General features: G+C 67.9%; 23 protein-coding genes. 15 read left to right on the top strand and 8 right to left on the bottom strand.

Annotated features, from left to right (window positions below; genetic code table 11):
• Positions 1–7: 7 nt before the first annotated feature.
• Positions 8–736 carry a 4-hydroxy-tetrahydrodipicolinate reductase gene (gene dapB, locus MKP08_RS05335; protein ID WP_241555210.1) on the bottom strand — a complete coding sequence of 243 codons (729 nt, stop codon included), beginning with the start codon at positions 734–736 and terminating at the stop codon, positions 8–10.
• A 116-nt stretch (positions 737–852) separates the two neighbouring features.
• Here dapB and MKP08_RS05340 point away from each other — a divergent pair, with 116 nt between their 5' ends.
• Entirely contained in the window at positions 853–1,554 is a 702-nt protein-coding gene (locus MKP08_RS05340; protein ID WP_241555211.1) for an NAD-dependent deacylase, read from the top strand.
• A 6-nt stretch (positions 1,555–1,560) separates the two neighbouring features.
• On the opposite strand, the gene gmk is transcribed toward MKP08_RS05340, so the two are convergent.
• The 3 genes from gmk to MKP08_RS05355 all read right to left on the bottom strand — a co-directional run bounded on the left by gmk (position 1,561) and on the right by MKP08_RS05355 (position 3,235).
• Positions 1,561–2,160 (bottom strand): guanylate kinase, encoded by a 600-nt coding sequence (gmk, locus tag MKP08_RS05345; protein ID WP_215229675.1) that lies wholly within the window; start codon positions 2,158–2,160, stop codon positions 1,561–1,563.
• Between the two features lie 116 nt (positions 2,161–2,276).
• Entirely contained in the window at positions 2,277–2,693 is a 417-nt protein-coding gene (locus MKP08_RS05350) for a hypothetical protein (protein WP_241555213.1), read from the bottom strand.
• A gap of 38 nt (positions 2,694–2,731) precedes the next feature.
• Complete coding sequence (locus tag MKP08_RS05355; protein WP_215229131.1) at positions 2,732–3,235, bottom strand: SspB family protein; 504 nt, start codon at positions 3,233–3,235, stop codon at positions 2,732–2,734.
• 85 nt (positions 3,236–3,320) lie between these two features.
• Here MKP08_RS05355 and hisB point away from each other — a divergent pair, with 85 nt between their 5' ends.
• The 12 genes from hisB to pal all read left to right on the top strand — a co-directional run bounded on the left by hisB (position 3,321) and on the right by pal (position 11,338).
• A complete protein-coding gene (gene hisB / locus MKP08_RS05360) occupies positions 3,321–3,914 on the top strand; it encodes an imidazoleglycerol-phosphate dehydratase HisB (protein ID WP_241555214.1) in 594 nt (197 codons plus the stop codon).
• Positions 3,907–4,533 (top strand): imidazole glycerol phosphate synthase subunit HisH, encoded by a 627-nt coding sequence (hisH, locus tag MKP08_RS05365; RefSeq protein WP_241555215.1) that lies wholly within the window; start codon positions 3,907–3,909, stop codon positions 4,531–4,533. Before hisB ends, hisH begins: the two co-directional genes overlap by 8 nt.
• The gene (gene hisA, locus MKP08_RS05370; RefSeq protein ID WP_215229128.1) at positions 4,530–5,255 is read left to right on the top strand and encodes a 1-(5-phosphoribosyl)-5-[(5-phosphoribosylamino)methylideneamino]imidazole-4-carboxamide isomerase; all 726 of its coding nucleotides are present in this window, start codon (positions 4,530–4,532) and stop codon (positions 5,253–5,255) included. Before hisH ends, hisA begins: the two co-directional genes overlap by 4 nt.
• Complete coding sequence (gene hisF, locus MKP08_RS05375) at positions 5,252–6,025, top strand: imidazole glycerol phosphate synthase subunit HisF (protein WP_241555216.1); 774 nt, start codon at positions 5,252–5,254, stop codon at positions 6,023–6,025. The genes hisA and hisF overlap by 4 nt, the downstream gene beginning before the upstream one ends.
• A 64-nt stretch (positions 6,026–6,089) precedes the next feature.
• The gene (locus MKP08_RS05380) at positions 6,090–6,404 is read left to right on the top strand and encodes a phosphoribosyl-ATP diphosphatase (protein WP_241555217.1); all 315 of its coding nucleotides are present in this window, start codon (positions 6,090–6,092) and stop codon (positions 6,402–6,404) included.
• Positions 6,404–6,778, top strand: coding sequence for a histidine triad nucleotide-binding protein (locus MKP08_RS05385; protein WP_241555218.1), 375 nt, complete (start codon positions 6,404–6,406; stop codon positions 6,776–6,778). Before MKP08_RS05380 ends, MKP08_RS05385 begins: the two co-directional genes overlap by 1 nt.
• 107 nt (positions 6,779–6,885) lie before the next feature.
• The gene (locus MKP08_RS05390; RefSeq protein WP_241555219.1) at positions 6,886–7,341 is read left to right on the top strand and encodes a YbgC/FadM family acyl-CoA thioesterase; all 456 of its coding nucleotides are present in this window, start codon (positions 6,886–6,888) and stop codon (positions 7,339–7,341) included.
• Positions 7,342–8,040 (top strand): protein TolQ, encoded by a 699-nt coding sequence (tolQ, locus tag MKP08_RS05395; protein ID WP_241555220.1) that lies wholly within the window; start codon positions 7,342–7,344, stop codon positions 8,038–8,040.
• Position 8,041: 1 nt separating this feature from the next.
• Entirely contained in the window at positions 8,042–8,497 is a 456-nt protein-coding gene (locus tag MKP08_RS05400) for an ExbD/TolR family protein (protein ID WP_241555221.1), read from the top strand.
• 10 nt (positions 8,498–8,507) lie between these two features.
• Positions 8,508–9,362 carry an energy transducer TonB gene (locus MKP08_RS05405; protein ID WP_241555222.1) on the top strand — a complete coding sequence of 285 codons (855 nt, stop codon included), beginning with the start codon at positions 8,508–8,510 and terminating at the stop codon, positions 9,360–9,362.
• Entirely contained in the window at positions 9,320–10,753 is a 1,434-nt protein-coding gene (tolB, locus tag MKP08_RS05410) for a Tol-Pal system beta propeller repeat protein TolB (RefSeq protein ID WP_373418096.1), read from the top strand. The genes MKP08_RS05405 and tolB overlap by 43 nt, the downstream gene beginning before the upstream one ends.
• Positions 10,754–10,822: 69 nt before the next feature.
• Entirely contained in the window at positions 10,823–11,338 is a 516-nt protein-coding gene (gene pal / locus MKP08_RS05415) for a peptidoglycan-associated lipoprotein Pal (RefSeq protein ID WP_215229120.1), read from the top strand.
• 54 nt (positions 11,339–11,392) lie between these two features.
• Here the strand turns inward: pal and MKP08_RS05420 are convergent, their stop codons facing one another.
• Complete coding sequence (locus tag MKP08_RS05420; RefSeq protein ID WP_255750492.1) at positions 11,393–11,521, bottom strand: hypothetical protein; 129 nt, start codon at positions 11,519–11,521, stop codon at positions 11,393–11,395.
• A 176-nt stretch (positions 11,522–11,697) separates the two neighbouring features.
• Between MKP08_RS05420 and MKP08_RS05425 the strand changes: the two genes are divergently transcribed.
• Both MKP08_RS05425 and MKP08_RS05430 read left to right on the top strand, forming a co-directional pair.
• A complete protein-coding gene (locus MKP08_RS05425) occupies positions 11,698–12,231 on the top strand; it encodes a J domain-containing protein (RefSeq protein WP_241555224.1) in 534 nt (177 codons plus the stop codon).
• An 83-nt stretch (positions 12,232–12,314) separates the two neighbouring features.
• Entirely contained in the window at positions 12,315–13,250 is a 936-nt protein-coding gene (locus MKP08_RS05430) for a PHB depolymerase family esterase (protein WP_241555225.1), read from the top strand.
• 301 nt (positions 13,251–13,551) lie between these two features.
• Here the strand turns inward: MKP08_RS05430 and MKP08_RS05435 are convergent, their stop codons facing one another.
• The 3 genes from MKP08_RS05435 to MKP08_RS05445 all read right to left on the bottom strand — a co-directional run bounded on the left by MKP08_RS05435 (position 13,552) and on the right by MKP08_RS05445 (position 16,674).
• Positions 13,552–14,868, bottom strand: coding sequence for a cystathionine gamma-synthase family protein (locus tag MKP08_RS05435; protein ID WP_215229117.1), 1,317 nt, complete (start codon positions 14,866–14,868; stop codon positions 13,552–13,554).
• Between the two features lie 172 nt (positions 14,869–15,040).
• The gene (locus tag MKP08_RS05440) at positions 15,041–16,012 is read right to left on the bottom strand and encodes a cation diffusion facilitator family transporter (RefSeq protein WP_241555226.1); all 972 of its coding nucleotides are present in this window, start codon (positions 16,010–16,012) and stop codon (positions 15,041–15,043) included.
• Complete coding sequence (locus MKP08_RS05445) at positions 16,009–16,674, bottom strand: hypothetical protein (protein WP_241555227.1); 666 nt, start codon at positions 16,672–16,674, stop codon at positions 16,009–16,011. The genes MKP08_RS05440 and MKP08_RS05445 overlap by 4 nt, the downstream gene beginning before the upstream one ends.
• Positions 16,675–16,725: the final 51 nt, after the last annotated feature.

Consider the following 16,725-nt stretch of genomic DNA (forward strand, 5'->3'; position numbering starts at 1 on the left):
GTAGCGGTCAGAGCCCCAGCACGTCCTGCATGGTGTAGCGCCGGGGCTCGCGCCCGATCAGCCACGCGGCCCCCTTCACCGCGCCGCGCGCGAAGATTGCGCGGTTCTCGGCGCTGTGGGACAGGGTCAGGCGTTCCTGTTCGCCCGCCAGGATGACGCTGTGCTCGCCCGCCACGGTCCCGCCGCGCAGGGCCGCGAAGCCGATCGTGCCCATGCCGCGCGGGCCGGCGTGCCCGTCCCGCCCGCTTTCGGTATTCGCGGCGAGGTCCACGCCGCGCCCCGCCGCCGCCGCTTCGCCCAGCAGCTTCGCCGTGCCGCTGGGCGCATCGACTTTCATCCGGTGGTGCATCTCGACGATTTCGATGTCCCAGTCCGGCCCCAGCCGCGCCGCCGCCTCGTGCACCAGATGCGCGAGCAGCGTCACGCCGAGCGAGGTGTTGCCGGTCTGGAGCACGGGCACCGCGCGCGCGGCGTTGTCGATCGCGGTATGGTGCTGGTCCGCCAGCCCGGTGGTCCCGATCAGGATCGGCACCCCTGCGCCGACCGCAGCGTGCAGGTTCGCCTCCAGCGCCGCCGGCGCGCTGAAATCGACCAGCGCGTCGCTGTTGTCGGCCAGCTCCGCCACGTCGCCGCCGCGGTCGACACCGCCCGCCAGTTCGTGTCCCATCTGCATGACGACGCTCGCCAGCGCCTCGCCCATGCGCCCGTCGCTGCCGATAACGCCTATTCTTGCCATTGATTACCCCGCTCGCCCTGAGCTTGTCGAAGGGCCGTCCTTACTTCTAGGGCAACGCTGAAGGAAATGCGGTCCTTCGACAAGCTCAGGACGAGCGGAAAGGGGAGTTTGCGCGCGTGCACAACATCGTCATCCTGACCGGAGCGGGGATTTCCGCCGAGAGCGGCCTCAGGACCTTTCGCGCCGACGACGGGCTGTGGGAGGAACACCGGGTCGAGGATGTCGCCACGCCCGAGGCGTTCGCGCGCGATCCGGCTCTGGTGCAGCGATTCTACGACGCGCGGCGCGAACAGATCCGGGCGGCCCGGCCCAATCCGGCGCACGAGGCGCTTGCCCGGCTCGACCGGGAGTGGGACGGCGAGCTGCTGATCGTGACGCAGAACATCGACGATCTGCACGAACGCGCCGGGGCCGTGCGCATGCTCCATATGCATGGGGAGGCGCTGTCGGCGTGGTGTACCGCGTGCGATGCGCGGCACGGCTGGACCGGCACGCTGGGCGATGCGCCCGCCTGTCCCTCCTGCGCGGCGGAGGGGGATTTGCGACCCGACATCGTGTGGTTCGGCGAAATGCCCTATCGGATGGAGGAAATCTTCGCCGCGCTGGGCCGGGCCGACCTGTTCGTCTCGATCGGCACCTCGGGCGCGGTCTATCCGGCGGCGGGCTTCGTGCAGGAGGCGGCGGCACATGGCAGCCGCACGCTGGAGCTGAACCTCGAACGCAGCCAGGGCTCGCACCTGTTCGAGGAGACGCGGCTGGGCAGCGCGAGCGAGCTGGTGCCGCGCTGGGTGGACGAGGTGCTGTCCGCCCAGCCCTGATTCGCGTTAGCTCATCAATTCGCGCACGAACGGGATCAGCCCGGTCTGGCGCTGCCGCTTCATTCGCTCGGCGTCCAGAATCTCGCGCACCTTGTCGAAGCAGGCGTCGACATCGTCGTTGATGACGACGTAGTCGTAGGCGTCCCAGTGGCTGATTTCCGCCCGGGCACGCTCCATCCGCGCGTCGATCACCTCATCGGCATCGGTCGCGCGCGATTCGAGCCGGCGGCGCAGCTCCTCGATGCTGGGGGGCAGGATGAATACGCGCACCACGTCCTGCTGATCCTTCTGGAACAGCTGCTGGGTGCCCTGCCAGTCGATGTCGAACAGGAAATCCTGCCCTTCCTTCAATGCGTTGCGGATTCGCCCCTTGGGCGTGCCGTAACGATGGCCGAAGACGTGTGCCCATTCGTAGAAATCGTCTTCCTCGACCATCGCGTCGAACTGCGCGTCGGTGACGAAGTGATAATGGATGCCTTCGACTTCCCCTTCGCGGGGGGCACGGGTGGTCACGCTGACGGACAGCTTGATCTCGTCTTCCGCGTCCAGCAGCATGCGGGAAATGGTGGTTTTCCCCGCGCCGCTGGGCGAGGAAAGGATGAACATCAGGCCGCGGCGCTGCAGCGTGTCGGGATCGGTCAAGTCCATGAGCGCTGATGCGCCGAAGCGCGGGTGCGAATCAACCCCGCGCGGTTAACGAAACCCGGGACAGGGGGAGTCGATCACTCCTCCGCCTGTTGCAGCAATTCGTGGTCGCCCTTGCGCGTGGACTTCGCCTGGTTGCGCCGGGCGCGGCGCCGGTCGAACAGCGTTTTCGCCAGCATTCCCCCGCCGACCACCAGCGCGCCGGGCAGCGATCGGGTCGCGACCTTGGCCAGCGCCACGCTGGCCAGCGTCTGCGCCACCGACCGGTTTTCCACGATCTCGCTGGCGGTTTCGCGGCCATAGCGACCGGACAGGAACCCCTTCTGCACCGCGTTTTTCATCAGGCGGGTCCCCGCGCGCATCGCGATGTCGGCCATGATGAGGTTGGTCGCGGGGTTCGGGCTCGGCCCCGGAACCTCGTCCGGATCGCCCGGAGTGGCGCGCCGCGCGTCGGCGACTGCGTTGCGTCCGATTTTTTCGATGTGTTTTACCATGCCTGCCCCACTTGCCCTGCGGCAGCGGAGCCGCGCGGCTATTTCTTGCGGCCGAAATCGACCGTCACGACGTTGGAACCGTCTTCGTTATCGGTAACGGCCGGATGCGCGCCCTGTTCCGCCCCGTCATTGCCCGCCTCGTCGTGCGGTTCCGGCTCGCTATCGGTCTCCACCGCCTGGAACTGGAGGCCGAAATCGACCGCCGGATCGACGAAGGCGGTGATCGCGGCAAAGGGAATCTCCAGCTGAGCCGGGACCTGGTTGAAGCTGAGGCCCACGCCGAAGCCGACATCGGTCACCTTCAGGTCCCAGAACTTGTTCTGCAGCACGATCGTCATCTCGTCCGGGAACCGTTCGCGCAGGCTCTTGGGAACCGAGACGCCCGGGGCGCCGGTCTTGAAGGTGATGTAGAAGTGATGCGTGCCGGGCAGTTCCCCGCCCGCGGCCACCACTTCGCGCAAGACGCGGCCCACCACGGCGCGCAAGGCGTCCTGCACTATCTCGTCATAGGGGATCAGGCTGTCGGGCGTGTCTTCGCTCATGGCGCCGATAACTGAAGCCGGGCGCGGGCGGGGTCAAGCGCAGATTGCTTGCGCCGCGCGCCTGCCCACGATAGCGCGCTTCCCCATGCGAACCGGCCGGATAGAGCGCAACACTGCGGAAACCAAGATCGCCGTCGAGGTCGATCTCGACGGGAACGGCACCTATCGGGTGTCGACCGGCATCGGCTTTCTCGATCACATGGTCGAACAATTCTCCCGCCATTCGCTGATCGATGTAATGATGGACGTCGACGGCGATCTGCATGTGGACCAGCATCACACGACGGAAGACAGCGCCATCGCGCTGGGCCAGGCGATCGCGCAGGCGCTGGGGGACAAGGGCGGGATCGGGCGCTACGGCCACGCCTATTCGCCGATGGACGAGACGCTGGCGCGGGTCGCGCTCGACATATCGGGGCGGCCCTATCTCGTCTGGAACGCGCGGTTCACCCAGGAAAAGCTGGGCGAGTGGGACACCGAGCTGATCGAGCACTGGTTCCATTCGGTTGCGCAGGCCTGCGGCATCACGCTGCATTGCGAGCTGCTCTACGGCACCAACAACCACCATATCTGCGAGGCGCTGTATAAAGGCTTCGCCCGCGCCATGCGCACCGCGGTCGAGGTTGATCCGCGCAAGGGCGGCGCGATCCCCAGCACCAAGGGGCAATTGGGTGGGTGAGGTAACCGCGCTGATCGACTACGGCGCCGGTAATCTCCATTCGGTCGAGAACGCGCTGCGCACGGTGGGCGCGGACATTCGCGTGACCGACGATCCGGAGGTTGTCGCGAAGGCGGATCGCGTCGTGCTGCCGGGCGTCGGCTCGTTCGCTGCGTGCGCGGACGGCCTGCGCGCGGTGGCGGGGATGGTCGAGGCGCTCGACCGGCGGGTGCGGAGCGACGGGGTACCGTTCCTCGGCATCTGCGTCGGCATGCAGCTGCTCGCGACGCGCGGGCTGGAACATGGCGAGACGCCGGGGCTGAACTGGATCGCGGGCACGGTGAAGCGGTTGGAGGCGCCCGATCCGACGGTGAAGGTGCCGCATATGGGCTGGAACGATGTCGAGCCCATGCCCCACGCGGGCGCGGCACAGCTGATCGGGCCGGGGGAGGCCTATTTCCTCCACTCCTACGCCTTCCACGTGGGCCACGGGCGCGACATCGCGGCGATGACCGACCATGGCGGCGGCGTAGTCGCCGCGGTTGCGCGCGAGAACATCTTGGGGGTGCAGTTCCACCCGGAAAAGAGCCAGAAATACGGGCTGGCTCTGCTGGAGCGCTTTTTGGAGTGGAACCCATGATCGTCTTCCCAGCAATCGACCTGAAGGGCGGCGAAGTGGTGCGCCTGGCCGAAGGAGACATGGACCGCGCCACTGTTTACGGCGACGATCCAGCGGCGCAGGCGATGCTGTTCGCCGATGCGGGGGCGCAGCACCTGCACGTGGTCGATCTCGATGGGGCCTTCGCGGGGGAGAGCCGCAACCGCGCGGCGGTGGAATCCATCGTCGAGCGCTTCCCCGGCTACGTCCAGCTGGGCGGCGGCATCCGCGATGCGGCGGCGGTGCGCGGTTGGTTCGACCTGGGCGTGGCGCGGGTGGTGATCGGCTCCGCCGCGCTCAAGGACCCGCAATTCGTGAAGGACATGGCCGCCGAATGGGACAACGGCATTGTCGTCGCGGTCGATGCGAAGGACGGCATGGTCGCGACCGAGGGCTGGGCAAGCGTGTCCGACGTGCCCGTCGCCGACATGGCGCGCCGGTTCGAGGATGCGGGCGTCGCCGCGCTGCTGTTCACCGATATCGGGCGCGACGGGCTGCTCAAGGGCTGCAATATCGACGCGACGCTGGAACTGGCGCGCGCCGTCGACATCCCGGTAATCGCCAGCGGCGGCGTGCGCGGGCTCGACGATATCCACGTCCTCTCGCTGCATGCCAGCGAAGGGATCGAGGGCGTGATCACCGGCCGCGCGCTGTACGAAGGGCGGCTGGATCTGGCGGCGGCGATCGCGATGGCGAACCGATGACCGTCCGCATCCGCGTCATCCCCTGTCTCGACGTCGCCAACGGGCGCGTGGTGAAGGGCGTCAATTTCGTCGACCTGAAGGACGCCGGCGACCCGGTCGAACAGGCGAAGGCCTATGACGAGGCGGGCGCGGACGAGCTGTGCTTCCTCGACATCTCGGCCAGCCACGAAGGGCGCGGCACGCTGCTCGATATCGTGCGCCGCACCGCCGAGGTCTGCTTCATGCCGGTCACCGTCGGTGGCGGCGTTCGCAGCGTGGAGGATGCGCGCGCGCTGCTGCTGGCAGGCGCAGACAAGGTCGCGGTCAACTCCGCCGCGGTCGACCGGCCCGAACTGGTGGCGGAAATCGCCGACCGCTTCGGCAGCCAGTGCATCGTCGCCAGCGTCGATGCGCGCGCGGCGGTGTCGGGCGACATGCGCGGCTGGGAAGTGTTCACCCATGGCGGTCGCCGCGCCACGGGCATCGACGCGGTGGCCCATGCAGAGCGGCTGGCGCAGCTGGGCGCGGGCGAGCTGCTCGTCACCTCGATGGACGGCGACGGGACGAGGGCGGGCTACGACCTCGATCTCACCCGCGCCATCGCCGACGCGGTGCCGGTGCCGGTTGTCGCCAGCGGCGGTGTCGGCACGCTCGATCATCTGGTCGAGGGGGTGAAGCGGGGCCATGCCAGCGCGGTGCTCGCCGCCAGCATCTTCCATTTCGGGCAGCATTCCATCGCCGAGGCGCATGCCGCCCTGCGCGCCGCCGGGCTGCCCGCCCGCTCCGACTGACGGTCCCGCTGCGGGACTGATCGCGCTTGACGGCGCGCCGTCCCGCGCCCCAAGGCTGGCGGCGATGGACACCCTTTCCCGCCTCGAAGAGACGATCGCCGCGCGCCGCTCGGTCGATCCGGACTCCAGCTATGTCGCGCAGCTCAACGCGCGCGGCCTGCCGGTGATGGCGCGAAAGCTGGGCGAGGAGGCGGTCGAGACGATCACCGCCGCGCTGGCGGGCAGCCGAGAGGAGCTGGTCGGCGAAGCGGCGGACACGCTGTTCCACCTGCTGGTGCTGCTGGGCGCGCGGGACATTCCGCTGGCGGAGGTGCTGGCGGAACTCGACCGGCGCGAAGGCGTCTCGGGCCTGGAGGAAAAGGCCAACCGGAGGACCTGATGCCGATCGACCCGAAAGCCCCCTACGACCCGAACAACATCTTCGCGAAAATCCTGCGCGGCGAGATCCCGTGCACCAAGGTGTACGAGGACGAATGGGCCTTCGCGTTCGAGGATATCAATCCGCAGGCCGAGGTGCACACGCTGGTGCTGCCCAAGGGGGCCTATGTCAGCTGGGACGATTTTTCCGCTAACGCCTCCAATGCGGAGATCGCCGGGCTGGTGCGCGCGGTCGGCCTCGTGGCGCGAGAGAAGGGGCTGGTCGAACCCGGTTACCGCCTGCTCGCCAATGTCGGCGAGAATGGCGGGCAGGAGGTGCCGCATCTGCACGTCCATATCTTCGGCGGGCAGCGGCTGGGCCGGATGATAGCCTGAGCGCATGAACGATCTATCGTAGCGGCGGCCCCGTTCATCGCGGGGCTATCTCGTTGTACCCATTTGCCTTGCCGGGAGAGTCGCCTGTTCGCTAAAGCCCGCGCCGCATGAGCATTCAACCGCATCCCCCTGGCGGTGTGTTCGACGGGCCGCGGCATCTGTACGCGGTCAGGGTCTATTACGAGGATACGGACCTGTCGGGCATCACCTACCACGCCAATTACCTGCGCTGGTTCGAGCGGGCGCGGTCGGACGTGCTGCGCATGCTGGGCATCGACCAGCGCGCCGCGATCGAGGCGGGCGGGGGTGCCTATGCCGTCGCGGACCTCTCCATGCGGTACCTGCGCCCGGCGAAGCTGGACGACGACGTCGTGATCGAGACGCGCTGCACGCAGATCCGCGCCGCCAGCGTGCGCATGGTGCAGCGCGCCCTGCGCGGCGATGAAACCTTGTGCGAGGCGAATTTCCGGGTCGGCTTCGTCGCCCCCGACGGTCGCCCGTGCCGCCAACCGCCCGAATGGGTCGCCGCCTTTCAATCCGTTCTGAGCGAGGACGATAGCTAGATGTTCCTGATGACCGCCGCCATTGCCGAGGCCCCGACCCGGCTCGATCCGATCAAGCTGTTCCTCGATGCCGACATCGTCGTGCAGGCGGTGATGCTGGGCCTGCTCGCCGCCTCCGTCTGGAGCTGGATGATCATCGTCAGCTTCTCCATGCGCACCGCCGCCGCCAATCGCCGGGCGCAGCAGTTCGAGAGCGAGTTCTGGAAGGCCGACGATTACGAAAGCACTCTGAAGACCAGCGCCGCCGCCGATTCGCCCGCCGGGCGGGTGGTGCGCGCCGCGCTGGGCGAATGGCGCCGCTCGCGCAAGGCGGGGGTGAAGGACAACGAGGCGACCCATGCGCGCGTCGTCACCGCGATGGACGGGCAGGTGGCGGAAGAGGCCGATACGATGGCCAGCCGTCTCAACTTCCTGGCAACTCTCGGCTCGGTCGCGCCCTTCGTCGGCCTGTTCGGCACCGTGTGGGGCATCATGAACAGCTTCTTCCAGATCGGCAGCCAGGAAAGCTCCTCGCTCGCGGTGGTCGCGCCGGGCATTTCGGAGGCGCTGTTCGCCACCGCGATCGGCCTGTTCGCGGCGATCCCCGCCGTCATCGCCTACAACCGGTTCAGCCACCGGGTGAACCTGTTCGAGGCGCGGCTGACGCGCTTCGCCGATCGCTTCGCCGCGGAACTCGGCCGCGACATGGAGCACGGCTGACATGGCGATGGGCCTGCACGGTGCGGCACGCGGCCGCGGTCGCCGGGGGCGGGGGACGCGCCGCGCGCCGGTGGCGGAGATCAACGTCACGCCGCTGGTCGACGTGATGCTGGTGCTGCTGATCATCTTCATGGTCACCGCCCCGCTGCTGACCGCGGGCGTGCCGGTCGATCTGCCCGAAAGCCGCGCCAATGCCCTGCCGCAGGAAAGCCAGCAGGTGACGATCTCGATGCGGTCCGACGGATCGGTCTATATCGACGATGCGCCGGTGTCGGGCGGCGTCGGCGATGCGCTGGCAGCAATCGCGCCCGGTCCGGACGGCAAGCCGCCCGAAGTGGTGCTGCGCGCCGATCGCGGGCTCGATTATGGCCGGGTGATGGGCGTGATGGGGGAACTGAGCCGGGCCGGTTTCACCTCCATCTCGCTGGTCACCGACGGTTCAGACCGCCAGCCATAGGCCCGCAAGGATGGCAGCAACCGCTCTTCGCCGCGACGAGAAGGTCGGCCTCGGCATCGCCCTGGCCCTGCATCTGGCGCTGGTCGCCGTGCTGCTGCTGCAGGACGACGAGCGCGAGCCGATCGAGCAGCCGCAGCGGGTCACGGTCAATCTCGCCAGCGATGTCGGCCTGACTTCCGCCGCGCCGCAGCCGGTGCCCGAAAGCCGCGCGGCGGAGGCCCCGGTCCTGTCCGACCTGCCGCCGCCACCCGCGCTCGAGGCCCCGCTGCCCGAGCCGCTGCCGCAGCCGAGCGCCCAGCCGCAACCGCAGCCCCAGCCGAAACCCCAGCCCAGGCCGCGCTCGCAGCCGACCAGCAAGCCGCAGCCCAAACGCACCAGCACGCCGACGAAGCGCACCGAGACCCGGCAGGCGAGCAAGCCCGCACCCAAAACCGCGACCACCACGAAGAAGACCGGTGGGGCGAGCCGCATCGGCAAGGATTTCCTCGACGGGGCAGGCGAAAGCCGCACCTCGCAGGATACGCGCGTACCCGCATCGCAGATCGGCGCGAGCGCGCAGGCCTCGCTGGCGCAGGCGATCGCGCGGCAGCTGAAGCCGCACTGGCGACCCGTCGACGGGGCCGATCGGGAAAAGCTCGTCTCCGTCATCAGCTGGCGCATGAACCCGGACGGCTCGCTGGCGGGCAAGCCGCGGCTTGTGCGCCAGAGCGGCATCACCGACGCGAACAAGGCCCAGGCCGCGCGCCATGCCGAAAACGCCATTCGCGCGGTCGAGCTTGCCGCGCCGTTCAATTTGCCCGACGAATACTACAATGGCTGGAAATACGTTTCCGCCTTCAGCTTCGACTGGAAACTCTCGCAATGAAACTCTTGATCCTCCCCCTCCTGGCGCTGTTCGCCGCTCCGCTCGCGGCGCAGGATCTGGGCGCGCCGCCCCCGACCACCGCGCCGGTGGAAACGACCGACGAGGGCGGGCCGCCGGAGGAAGGCGGCCTGACCGGCTCGGTCAGCTTCGAAGGCAATCTGGACAATCTCGGCATCGCCATCCCCGCCTTCGCGGCGCAGCGCGATGTCGCGACGCCCGCCAATGCCAGCGGCACCGCCGCGCTCGGCGTGGAGCTGGCGCGCGTCATCACCGCCGACCTCAAGAACAACGGGCTGTTCAAGCCGAGCGGCCCCGACGCGCTGCCGCGCCCGACCTATCCGCAGATCACCGATCCGGTGTGGGCGACCTGGAGCAATCGCGGGGCGGAGATGCTGGTGCAGGGCTATGTCCGCCCGCGCGCCGACGGGCGGCTGATCGTCGGCTGCTATCTCTACGACATGGCGCTGAAGGACGAGCTGGCGCGGTCGGGCTGGGTCGTCGCGCCCGCCGACTGGCGGCGCGCAGCGCACAAATGCGCCGACCTCGTCTATTCGCGCCTGACCGGGGAAAGCCCGTTCTTCGACAGCCGGATCGCCTATATCGCGGAAACCGGGCCGAAGGATAACCGGACCAAGCGGCTCGCGATCATGGACAGCGACGGGGCCAACCACCGCTTCATCACCACCGGGCGCGCCACCGCGCTGACCCCGCGCTATTCGCCAGATTACCGCGAGCTGCTCTATCTCAGCTATGTCGACGGGCAGCCGCGCATCTACATTTACGATATCGGCACCGGGCAGCAGCATCTGGTGACACAGAGCAAGAACCCGACCTTCGCCCCGCGCTGGAGCCCGGACGGCAAGTGGGTGCTGTATTCGATGGCGGTCAACGGCAATACCGACATCTACCGCGTCTCGCGCAATGGCGGGCAGAGCGAGCGGCTGACCGATGCGCCGGGGATCGACGTCGGCGGGTCCTATTCGCCCGACGGCAGCCGGATCGTGTTCGAAAGCGACCGTTCGGGCGAGCAGCAGGTCTATCTGATGAACGCCGACGGATCGAACCAGCGCCGCATCACCTTCTTCGGCGGACGCGCGGCGACGCCGGAATGGAGCCCGCGCGGCGACCAGATCGCCTTCACCTACATCCCCGGCGACTTCAACATCGCGGTGATGAGCCCCAACGGCAAGAACCTGCGCAAGCTGACAAACGGCTGGCAGGACGAGGCACCGACCTGGGCACCCAACGGCCGTATCATCCAGTTCTTCCGGACCGAGAGGAACACCGGCCATACCGCGATCTATCAGGTCGATCTGACGGGCGAGAACCTGCGCGAGCTGCCGACCCCGGTCGACGCGTCGGACCCCGCCTGGGGACCGATCCTGCCCTAGGCCGGTTGATGACAGGACATTCGAGTGGGTCGCACCATTCGTTCAACAAGGGAATATGAGGAAATGCCGATGAACGTTCGTATCGCTACCGCCGCGCTGCTGATCGGCGCCGCTTCGCTCGCCGGGTGCAAATCCAAGGCTCCCGAGACACTGCCGCCCGCCGGTGGCGCGGTGTCCACCCCGCCGCCCGCACAGAACACGCAGCCGACCGGCCCCGCCGTGGGCACGCAGGACCACTTCGTGAATGCCGTGCGCGGCCAGAACGTGATTTATTTCGATACCGATAACTATACGATCGACAGCGCCGACGCCGCCGCGCTGCAGACGCAGGCGCAGTACCTCGCCGCCTATCCCAACCTGACGGTCACGATCGAAGGGCATGCGGACGAACGCGGCACGCGCGACTACAACATCGCGCTGGGCGAACGGCGCGCCAATGCGGCGAAGAACTACCTCGTCAGCCTGGGCGTCTCGGCCAATCGCATCGGCACCGTCAGCTATGGCGAGGAGCGCCCGGTCGCGCTCGGCTCCAGCCCCGATGCCTGGGCCAAGAACCGCCGCGCGGTGACGGTGGTCGTTAACTAGGTCGTAGATCGAGGCGGCGCGCGGTTTCCAGCGGGAAGTCGCGCGCCGTTTCCTTTAGCGTAGCGCCGCGCCCACCGCGAACATGTCGCTGGTGTCACCCGGTGCCCCGAGGCCGGTGGCAATGGCGAACAGTGCCAGCACCAGCGTGCAGGCAAGGGCGGCGAAGGTGAGTTGCTTGCTCATCGAAATCTCGGATTGGGGGGTGATGGGCCGCATTAGCCGGCGAGAATGAACGAGGCGTTGCGCGTTCCGGCGACCTCTCGCGAAACCGCCTTTCCACCCGCACCGCGCCTTGCATGTGGCGGGCCGATCCCTAGAATCGAAGACGATGCTACCGCTTTCCACCCGATCCGCTTCCCATGGCTAAACCGCGCCGATCCAACGATTGGGGCTTCCCCCGCTGGCGCGGCTATGGCTCCGCGCGCGAGGCGGCGAATGTCCGCATCTGCGACCGCCATGGCTGCGACGAGCCGGGCGACTGTCCCGCGCCCAAATCTCCCAACAGCCCGGAACGGTGGTATTTCTGCCAGAAGCATGCCGCCGAATACAATTCGAAGTGGGACTATTTCGAAGGGCTCGACAAGGCGGAGAAGGCCGCCCGGACGAAGTCGGAGCAGGATGCCAGCGCCGGCTATGCCGAGGCGCAGCATTACGGCTGGAGCGGCAGCGGCGACGGGTCGCGCAGCGCCGACGAGATGCGCGCGCTCGACCTGCTGGGGCTGGAAGCGGACGCCGACTTCGCCACCGTCAAGAAGGCGTGGCGGGAAAAGGCGAAGACCGTCCACCCCGATGTGAAGCCCGGCGATGCCGAGGCGGCGCAGCAATTCCAGGCCTATCAGGTCGCCTACGAAGTGTTGAAGCAGGCGGAAGAGCGCCGGGAGTGGAAGGGGTAAGAATCCCTGTCGCGTGCCCCCGCGTCCGGTCGCTCTCGCGATAGGGCTGGTCGATCGGCGCTGCGCGCCGTAACGATGCGGGCATGATGATACCGCGATCGAACGCCATGCCCATATCCCTCAGGACGATTGCACTCGCCGCGCTCGCACTGCTGACGGCGGTTGCAAGCCCGGCCGTTGCGGCGACCTGCCCGCTGGTCCCCGGCGGCGAACGCATGGTGGCACCGGGCGAGGGGATGAAGGCGGCGGGCGTGCACGTTCCTGCCGGGCTCGAAGAAAAGAAACCCGCGCCGCTCGTCATCCTGCTGCATGGCAGCACGGCGACCGGCGCGCAGATGCTGCGCGATTCGGGATTGGCCGAGACCGCCGATCGCCACGGTTTCCTGCTCGCCTACCCCGATGCCGGTATCCCCGCCGGGAATGGCTTCGTGTGGAACATTCCGGGCGTGCCGACCGTCGAAGGGACCATTCCGGGCGAGGGCGACCGCGACGACGTCGCCTATCTGACGACGCTGATCGACCGGCTGGTGGCGGATGGCTGCGTCGACCCCGCGCGGGTCTATGTCACGGGGCTGTCGGGTGGCGGACGGATGACGTCGTGGCTGGGCTGCGTCGCTCCCGATCGCTTCGCCGCGATCGCCCCCGTGGTCGGCCTGCGCGCCGGGAACCCGCTGGCGGAGGATCCCACGCGCCCCGATCCCGCGACCTGCCGGCCCGATACGCCGATCGCGGTCGTCGCTTTCGCCGGGGACGAGGACCGGACCAATCCGATCGCGGGCGGCGGTGGCGGATACTGGCAATATTCCATGCATGCGGCAGAGCAGCGCTGGGCGCAGCTGAACGAATGCAAGGCCGCCCCGACCACGCGCTGGGTCTCGTCCGATGTCTACGAGGAGCGCTACGGCGACTGCCGCGACGATGCCGAGGTGATCGGCCGCGTGGTGGTGGGGAAGGGGCACAGCTGGGTGCCCGACAACGAGGCGCTGTGGGAGCTGCTGTCACGCCACCGGCGGGACTGAGCGCGCCCGTTTTCCTACCGCCGTGTGTGATCCTATGACGGGCGAATGCCCGATCGGTGCCGGAGCCTGCGACAGCCACCACGATTCACTGCCGGAGCGAGTTGCGGTCCGCTTTGGCCTAAGTTGACCCGGCGAAGCCGGATTTCGCCACCAAGCCACTGTTCGCAAACGCGTTTCGCGGAGCGCGAAGTTTTCGAAAGGCAGGGGTTCGGTGTTCCATCCTGCGTGAACCCGGCGACTGGCAAACGCTCGGAAACCGGGCGCTGCGCCAGCGGCGCGGCCCGATTTCCGGCGTTGTCGTTCAGACCTTGTCGAGCGCCTGTTCGAAGTCGGCGATCAGGTCGTCCGCATCCTCGATCCCGATGCTTATGCGCACCAGGCTGTCGGTTATGCCGAGCTCCTGCCGCCGCCCGTGGGCGACCGACAGGTGCGTCATGCTGGCGGGGTGGCTGGCGAGCGTCTCGGTGCCGCCCAGGCTCACCGCCAGCTTGGCGACGGTCAGCGCGTCGAGGAAGCGGAAGCATTCCTCCTCCCCGCCCTTCAGGAACAGCGAGAAGGTGGAGCCGGCACCCAGGCAATGACGGTCGTAGATGTCCTTCTGCCGCTCGTCGGTCAGGTGGCCGAGATAGCCCAGCCCGTCGACCTTGGGGTGGTCTTTCAGGAAGGCGCATACCTTGGCCGCGTTCTCGCCCGCGCGGCTCATGCGCAGCTCGACCGTCTCCAGGCTGCGCAGCAGCATCCACGCGGTGTTGGGATCGGCGATGCCGCCCATCGTGTTGCGCAGGGACCGGACCGGGTCCATCCACTTCTTGTCGCCCGCAATGCTGCCCGCGACCAGATCGGAGTGCCCGCCGACATATTTGGTCAGCGAATAGGCCACGATGTCGGCCCCGTGATCCAGCGGTCGCTGCCACAGCGGGCCGAGGAAGGTGTTGTCGATCGCGATGGGGCAGGACCAGTCCAATGCCTCGTCGCGCGCCGCCTTGACCGCCTCGATATCGACCAGCGCGTTGGTCGGGTTGCCCGGGCTTTCGAGGTAGATCATCGCGACCTTGCCGCCCTGATCGCTCGCCATGCCCTTCGCCTTCGCCAGCACCTCGTCCAGCTCCTCGCGGCTCGCCCCGGCGGGGAAGGGGACGTAGGTGACGCCGAACTTCGACAGTACCTTCGCGACGAAGCCTTCGCTGGCGGCATAAAGCGGGCCGGAATGGACGATCACGTCGTTCTGCCCGCAATAGGCCATCATCAGCACGCAGATCGCGGTCATCCCGCTGGAGAAGCACAGCGCGTCTTCGGCCCCGTCCCAGATCGCCAGGCGATCTTCCAGGATCTCCTGGTTCGGCCCGTTAAAGCGCGAATAGACCAGCCCCTCGGCCCCGCCCTCGCGGATGCCGGTGATGCCTTCGAAATGCCGCTTGCCCGCCGCCGCGCTTTCGAAGGCGAAGGTGCTGGTGAGGAAGATCGGCGCCTTCAGCGACCCTTCGGAAAGGGAGGGGTCGTAGCCGTGGCCCATCATCAGGGTGCTCGGCTTCAGCTGGCGTCCGGCCAGCTTCTCGATCTCGGGCTTCGGCTTGCGGCGGGGGGTGGGCTGGTCGATGGAGTCGACGGCGTCGGTCATGGGTCTAAACCTTCCTTTGCGTGTCTGCTCCTAGGAAGGCAGGAGCCGGGCGATGCGTTCCGGGGCCGCCCGTTCCTAACCTCCGCAGGAACGCCTCTCCACCGGGCACAATCTGGTTACATGTGCAATTATGCGCTGCCGCGACCGGACGCAACCGTGGCCAGCCGCCCGATCACGCCGGCTGCTGCTGTGGCTGGGGCTGGTGCAGCGTGTCGCCCTCGTCCAGCGGGTGCACATAGGCGCGGGTGATGAAATCGTTGCGCTCGATCATCTTCTTCTCGATCCGCCCGACCAGCTTTTCCAGCTCTCCGGTCGGCATCGCATCGTCGAAATCGACCGTCACCACGCAGAACACCTGTTCGGGGCCGAGATGGACGGTGAAGACATCGGAAACCGCGATCACCCCCGTTTCCGCCTCCACCTCCCGGCGGATCGCACGGGCCAGCTTCGGGTCCGCGCTTTCCCCGATCAGCAGGTCCTTCGCTTCGCGCAGCAGCACCACGGCGACTGTGGCGAGCAGGCCCGCAATGCCGAGCGATGCGACCCCGTCCCACACCGGATTGTCGGTCAGCAGCTCCAGTCCGATGCCCGCCGCCGCCAGGACCACGCCGGTGACGGCGGCGGAGTCTTCGAGCAGCACGACCAGCGACGTCGTATCCTTCGTCTGGCGGATGCCCTCGAGGACCGACAGGTCGCCGCGATGCTTGTTGAACGCCTTCCACGCGGTCAGCCACGACCACCCTTCGAGCAGGAAGGCGATGCCAAGCACGGCGAAGGCGATCAGCGGCGACTCGGTCGGATGCGGGTTGATCAGCGTATGAATGCCTTCATAGGCCGACACGCCCGCGCCGAGGGCGAAGATCATAACCGCGACGACGAAGGCCCAGAAATACAGCTCCCGCGCGTAACCCATCGGGTGCAGTTCGTCGGGCGGTTTCTTCGCCCGCTTCTCCCCCACCCACATGAAAACCTGGTTGAGCGTGTCGACCGTGGAGTGGATGCCCTCGGTCATCATGGCCGCGGACCCGGTGATGATCGCGGCGGTGAACTTGGCCACCGCGATGCCCAAATTGGCGATGAAGGCGCGCAGGATGACGGTGTTGGATTCGCCTTCGCCGCCTTCCCCGGACTTCGCGCCGCTCATCCGACGGGCTTCAGATCGACCTGCGCGACATGCCAGTTGAGTTGATAGGGGGTGGCGCCCGGCACGTCGTTGACGCGCCGCAGGGCGATGGTGCCGTTGATCTTGCGGCCCGTGCTACCGCTGACCGTGGCCGGGACGCTGTAATAGGAGGAGCCGGCCGCCCCTTCCATCCGGCCCGTGGGAGCCTCGACCGAAATCCTGCCCATCCCGTCGAACAGCGCGCGGAACTCGGCCTCGCTATGCTGTTGGCGATAGCCCGGTTCGGTGAGGGCGTAGGCGACGCGGAAATCCTTCATCTCGATCGCGCGGAGGAAGCCGAGCAGCACGTTGCGCGCGCCTTTCTCCCCCTTCTGCGCATCGGCGGTCAGCGGCGCGGGCATCAGCTCGTGCGGATCGTCCACCGCCGGGTCGCCATTCGCGGTGGTCGCGGTCGGCATGGGTGCAGGTGGGGTATTTGCAGGTGTCGCGGGGGCCGAATCGGTTGGTGTCGGCGTGGGGAGGGCCGAGGACGGCGAAACCTGATCCTCGGCGACCACGCCGGTCGCGGTCGCTTCGCTCGATGGCTCGGGATTCTCGGCGGGCGGGGCGGGCTCGCAGGCGGACAGGGCGAGACCGATGGCGAGGGAGCCGATCGCGGCTCGCACGGGGAGGTTGAAGCGCATGCCGATGCAAAGCGGGGAACCCCGTCAGGGTTCCCCGGCCATGCATCCATA

The organism is Erythrobacter sp. LQ02-29, from assembly GCF_022576075.2.
Taxonomy (GTDB): Bacteria; Pseudomonadota; Alphaproteobacteria; order Sphingomonadales; family Sphingomonadaceae; genus Alteriqipengyuania.

Coding starts and splice junctions, on each gene's coding strand:
- dapB (WP_241555210.1), bottom strand. CDS start 736: ATGGCAAGAATAGGCGTTATCGGCAGCGACGGGCGCATGGGCGAGGCG.
- gmk (WP_215229675.1), bottom strand. CDS start 2,160: ATGTTCATCCTTTCCTCGCCCAGCGGCGCGGGGAAAACCACCATTTCC.
- MKP08_RS05350 (WP_241555213.1), bottom strand. CDS start 2,693: ATGGTAAAACACATCGAAAAAATCGGACGCAACGCAGTCGCCGACGCG.
- MKP08_RS05355 (WP_215229131.1), bottom strand. CDS start 3,235: ATGAGCGAAGACACGCCCGACAGCCTGATCCCCTATGACGAGATAGTG.
- hisB (WP_241555214.1), top strand. CDS start 3,321: ATGCGAACCGGCCGGATAGAGCGCAACACTGCGGAAACCAAGATCGCC.
- hisA (WP_215229128.1), top strand. CDS start 4,530: ATGATCGTCTTCCCAGCAATCGACCTGAAGGGCGGCGAAGTGGTGCGC.
- hisF (WP_241555216.1), top strand. CDS start 5,252: ATGACCGTCCGCATCCGCGTCATCCCCTGTCTCGACGTCGCCAACGGG.
- MKP08_RS05380 (WP_241555217.1), top strand. CDS start 6,090: ATGGACACCCTTTCCCGCCTCGAAGAGACGATCGCCGCGCGCCGCTCG.
- MKP08_RS05385 (WP_241555218.1), top strand. CDS start 6,404: ATGCCGATCGACCCGAAAGCCCCCTACGACCCGAACAACATCTTCGCG.
- MKP08_RS05390 (WP_241555219.1), top strand. CDS start 6,886: ATGAGCATTCAACCGCATCCCCCTGGCGGTGTGTTCGACGGGCCGCGG.
- tolQ (WP_241555220.1), top strand. CDS start 7,342: ATGTTCCTGATGACCGCCGCCATTGCCGAGGCCCCGACCCGGCTCGAT.
- MKP08_RS05400 (WP_241555221.1), top strand. CDS start 8,042: ATGGCGATGGGCCTGCACGGTGCGGCACGCGGCCGCGGTCGCCGGGGG.
- MKP08_RS05405 (WP_241555222.1), top strand. CDS start 8,508: ATGGCAGCAACCGCTCTTCGCCGCGACGAGAAGGTCGGCCTCGGCATC.
- pal (WP_215229120.1), top strand. CDS start 10,823: ATGAACGTTCGTATCGCTACCGCCGCGCTGCTGATCGGCGCCGCTTCG.
- MKP08_RS05420 (WP_255750492.1), bottom strand. CDS start 11,521: ATGAGCAAGCAACTCACCTTCGCCGCCCTTGCCTGCACGCTGGTGCTG.
- MKP08_RS05425 (WP_241555224.1), top strand. CDS start 11,698: ATGGCTAAACCGCGCCGATCCAACGATTGGGGCTTCCCCCGCTGGCGC.
- MKP08_RS05430 (WP_241555225.1), top strand. CDS start 12,315: ATGATGATACCGCGATCGAACGCCATGCCCATATCCCTCAGGACGATT.
- MKP08_RS05435 (WP_215229117.1), bottom strand. CDS start 14,868: ATGACCGACGCCGTCGACTCCATCGACCAGCCCACCCCCCGCCGCAAG.
- MKP08_RS05440 (WP_241555226.1), bottom strand. CDS start 16,012: ATGAGCGGCGCGAAGTCCGGGGAAGGCGGCGAAGGCGAATCCAACACC.
- MKP08_RS05445 (WP_241555227.1), bottom strand. CDS start 16,674: ATGCGCTTCAACCTCCCCGTGCGAGCCGCGATCGGCTCCCTCGCCATC.